3 protein-coding genes and 1 pseudogene are annotated in these 4,154 nt (G+C 69.3%); 2 read left to right on the top strand and 2 right to left on the bottom strand.

Annotated elements, in window-relative coordinates:
* Window positions 1-230 (top strand): annotated as a pseudogene (locus BN903_RS03805) (hypothetical protein); the annotation flags it as partial.
* Window positions 231-236: 6 nt separating this feature from the next.
* On the opposite strand, the gene BN903_RS03810 reads toward BN903_RS03805, so the two are convergent.
* On the bottom strand, window positions 237-911 hold the full coding sequence (locus BN903_RS03810; protein WP_048076433.1) for a hypothetical protein: 675 nt from the start codon (window positions 909-911) through the stop codon (window positions 237-239).
* A gap of 192 nt (window positions 912-1,103) precedes the next feature.
* Here BN903_RS03810 and fdhF point away from each other — a divergent pair, with 192 nt between their 5' ends.
* Window positions 1,104-3,245 carry a formate dehydrogenase subunit alpha gene (gene fdhF / locus BN903_RS03815; protein WP_048076434.1) on the top strand — a complete coding sequence of 714 codons (2,142 nt, stop codon included), beginning with the start codon at window positions 1,104-1,106 and terminating at the stop codon, window positions 3,243-3,245.
* Between the two features lie 38 nt (window positions 3,246-3,283).
* On the opposite strand, the gene BN903_RS03820 is transcribed toward fdhF, so the two are convergent.
* Window positions 3,284-4,154: methyl-accepting chemotaxis protein (locus BN903_RS03820; protein ID WP_048076435.1), on the bottom strand; the 871-nt coding region annotated here is incomplete at its 5' end.

The raw sequence follows: 4,154 nt of genomic DNA on the forward strand, positions 1-4,154 counted from the left end.
GGAGATCCGCCCCGCCGACGTCGCGACCGTCCTCGCCAGGCCCTGCGGGCGGGCTGAAGGGGGTCCCGGGCGACGCGACCGCGATTCCGGTCGTGAACAAGGTCGACGACGAGGCCGACGCGGCCGCGGCCCGGAAGATCGCGGGGGAGATCCGCTTCCGCGCGAACGTGCCGCGCGTCCTCCTCACGCGGCTGACCGCGGAGGATCCGGTCGTCGAGGTCGTGGAATAGCGCCGGCTACGGGGACGGCTCGGGGAGTTCCGCGAACGACCGCCAGAGCGCCCGGTACAGCGTCCACGCGTCGACGCCGGTCCGCTCCATCACGGTCCGGCAGGCGTCGTCGAACCGACGGTAGTCGACGGTCGACGGCGGCTCCGGGTAGTCGCCGTCGAGTTCCCCGGCGGCGGCCAACACCGCCCACGTCCGACGATCGACTGCGACGAACCGGGACGGGGCGAGGAACTGGAGGAAGCCGGACGCGACCGCGACGTCGACTCCGTCGAGGTCGGTAAGCGCGTCGAGGGCGACGTCGACGTCGCTGTCGGCGTCGCGGTCGGCCCCTGAATCAGCGGGTTCTGATTCGACAGCTCCCGCCGTGTCGAGGACGTCGGCCGCGTCAAGGGCGTCGGCCACGTCGAGGGCGTTGACCGCCGCGTCAAGCGCGTCGACCACGTCGTCGAACGCGTTGTCCCGGAAGGCCTCCTCGCGCTCGCGCCGCTCCCGGTCCGGGAACTCGCCGAGGTAGCGGCGGAAGTACCAGCGGACGATCCACTGGGCGTCCCGTCGCCCGTACTCGTCGCCGGCGAACGTCTTCGGCACCGTCTCGACGTGCTGGCACTCCACGTCGTACAGCGGCTCGGCGGCGGCGTACTCGCGGGCGCGGTCGCGGAGGGTCGATTCGCGCAGGTCCATCACCCGGAGGTACAGCGGCGGACGCCATCAACGTTCGTTTCGGGCGGGCCGCCGGCGTCGTCCCGGCCGGCCGCGTCGCTGGCTCGCGGTCACCCCTCGGCGGTAGCGGTCCCGGAGAGACGATCCACCGGTACACTCATGGACCACACGACGGATCATGCGGTATGTGCCCATACGAGCGCGGTGAGACGGATGTCCAGTGAGCCGGACGACGCGACGAAGACGATCTGTCCGTACTGCGGCGTGGGCTGCGGGATCCGCGTCCGCGAGGGCGACGAGCCGGGCGAGATGCGCTTCATGCCGTGGGGCGACGCCCCGGTGAACGAGGGGAGCGTCTGTATCAAGGGCGGCGCGGCGACGCAGGTCGTCGACCACGAGGACCGGCTGACCGACCCCCTGATCAAAGAGGACGGGGAGTTCCGCGAGGCGACGTGGGACGAGGCGCTGACGAGGGTCGTCGACGAGATGGCGGGCATCCGCGACGAGCACGGACCCGACGGGATGGGATTCTTCGGCTCCTCCAAGACGTTCAACGAGGAGAACTACCTCATCCAGAAGCTGGCGCGGCGGTACGGCACCAATCAGGTCGACAACTGTACGCGGATGTGTCACGCCTCGACCGTCTGGGCGCTGCGGACCAGCCTCGGGATGGGTGCGATGACGAACAGCATGGCCGACTTGGAGGCGTCGGCGGACGTGCTGTGGATCCAGGGGGCGAATCCCGGCGAGCAACACCCGATCGCCAACAGCCAGTACTTCCGGCAGGCCGTCTTGGAGGGCGCGACCGTCGTTCAGGTCGACCCGCACGCGAACAAGACCACCCGGTCGTTCGAGATCGACGACACCGACCGGCACATGCACCTCCAGTTGAAGCCCGGCACCGACATCCCGCTTCTGAACGTCGTTCTCAAGACGATACTGGAGCGGCACGAGGCGGAGCCGGACGCAGGCTGGATCGACGAGGAGTTCGTCGAGGCGCGCACCGAGGGGTTCGACCACCTGAAGGAGACCCTCTCGGACTTCGACGTGGAGGCGGCCGCCGAGGAGTGCGGGGTGCCGCTCGAAGACATCGAACTCGCCGCCGAGAAGTACGCGATGGCCAACGACGCCGCCATCTTCACCGGGATGGGGATGAGCCAGCACACCTGCGGCGTCGACAACGTCCAAAACGAGATCAACCTCGCCTTGGTCACGGGGAACCTCGGCCGCCCCGGCACGGGTGTCAACCCGCTGCGCGGGCAGAACAACGTTCAGGGAACCTGCGACGTGGGCGCGATGCCGAACGTCCTCCCGGGCTACCAGCTCGTCGACGACGACGAGGCGCGCGAGTCGGTCGAGGACGTGTGGGGGTTCGATATCCCCGCCGAGCCGGGGCTGACGAACGTCGAGATCTCCCACGCGATCGGCGACACCGTCCACGGACTCTACGTCATGGGCGAGAACCCGATCATGAGCGAGCCGGACGGTAACCGGACGGAGGAGCGGTTCCGCGAGGAGCTTGAGTTCATGGTGGTCCAGGACATCTTCATGACGGAGACCGCCGAACTCGCGGACGTCGTCCTCCCCGCGACGACGTGGGCCGAGCGCGACGGCACCGTCACCAACACCGACCGCCGCGTCCAGCGCATGCGCGGCGTCCACAAGGTCCACGTGAACACGCGCCACGATCTCGACATCCTCTGTGAGGTCGGGACGCGGCTGTTCGACGGGGACGGGTTCGAGTTCGACGGTCCCGAGGCGGTGTTCGAGGAGCTGCGCGAGGTCTGCCCGATCTATCACGGGATGACCTACGACGCGCTCGGCGAGACCGGGCTCCACTGGCCCTGCTACGAGGAGGGCGACGAGGGCGACCCGTTCCTCTACGAGGACTCCTTCGAGACCGAGAGCGGGCTCGGCCGCATCGAGGGCGTCGTCCATCAGGAACCGAAGGAGGTTCCCGACGAGGAGTACCCGCTCGTGTTGACCACGGCGCGGCTCGAAGAGCACTACAACACCGGGACGATGAGCCGACGGTCGCCCACGCTCTCGAAGCAGCACCCGGAGAACTTCGTCGACGTCCACCCGAACGACGCCGAGCGCTACGGGATCGAGGACGGCGACGACGTGACGCTGAGTTCGCGCCGCGGGGAGATCACGGTCCGCGCCGACGTCACCGAGGACATCAAGGAGGGCGTCGTCTGGACCACACCGCACTTCGCGGCCGCCTCCGCGAACCGCCTCACCAACGACGTGCTCGACGAGCGCGCCAAGATCCCCGAGTACAAGGCCGCGTCCGCCGAGATCGAGGTCGACATCGAGCCGGCGGGCGACGAGCCGGCGTCGGCGGACGACTGAGTCGGGACCCCATTTTTGCGCGTCGTCGAGCGTTCGGATCAGTCGTCGCCGGGTGCGGTCTCGGCGTCGTCGACGCCGCCGTCGGCGGCGGCTTCGCCGGGGTCGGTCGCGGTGGTGTCCGCGTTCGCGCCGTCGACCGTGTCGTCCGCGCCGAACTCGAATCCGGTGTCAGCGGCTTCCTCGGACGGTTCGTCGGAACAAGATTCGGCGTCTTCGGTGTCGATAGCGGCCGTGTCGGCGACTTCCGACTCGATGGTCGCGTCGGTGACCCCCGCCTCGCGCGCCTCGAACTCGTCGGCGAGCGCGCGGAGCTTGTCGGCGCGTGTCGACAGCGACTCGGCGCTCGTCGAGATCTCGCCGATCGCGGCGGTCTGCTCCTCGGCGGCCGCGGAGACGTTCTGCGCCTCGCTCGCCGTCTCGACGCTCACCTCGGCGACCTCGTCGATCATCGAGACGGCCTCCTGGGTCGACTCCGCCTGTTGGTCGGTGGCGTCGTTGATCGACTGGATCCCCGCGTTGGCGTCCTCCACGTCCGCGACGATCGATTCGAGCGTCTCGACGGTCTCCTCAACGACCGCCCGGCCGGCCTCGACGTCGTCCTCCATCGAGAACAGGCCGTCCGCGACCGACTCGGTGGACCCCTCGACGCCCGCGATCAGCGCCTCGACCTCGGTGGTCGCCTCGGCAGTCTCCTCGGCCAGATCCTTCACCTCGCGGGCGACGACCGCGAAGCCCTCACCGGCCTCGCCCGCGCGGGCCGCCTCGATGGAGGCGTTCAGGGCGAGGATGTTCGTCTGCTCGGCGATGTCGTCGATGAGCTCGACCACCTCGCCGATGCGCTCGACCTCGTCGCGCAGGTCGCGCATCTCGTCGACGGTCCGGCCGACCTCGTCGTCGATCCGGTCCATG

It is taken from the genome of Halorubrum sp. AJ67 (assembly GCF_000513435.1).

Excerpts from the sequence above, each read along its gene's own strand:
- BN903_RS03810 (WP_048076433.1), bottom strand. The coding sequence starts at position 911 with ATGGACCTGCGCGAATCGACCCTCCGCGACCGCGCCCGCGAGTACGCC.
- fdhF (WP_048076434.1), top strand. The coding sequence starts at position 1,104 with ATGTCCAGTGAGCCGGACGACGCGACGAAGACGATCTGTCCGTACTGC.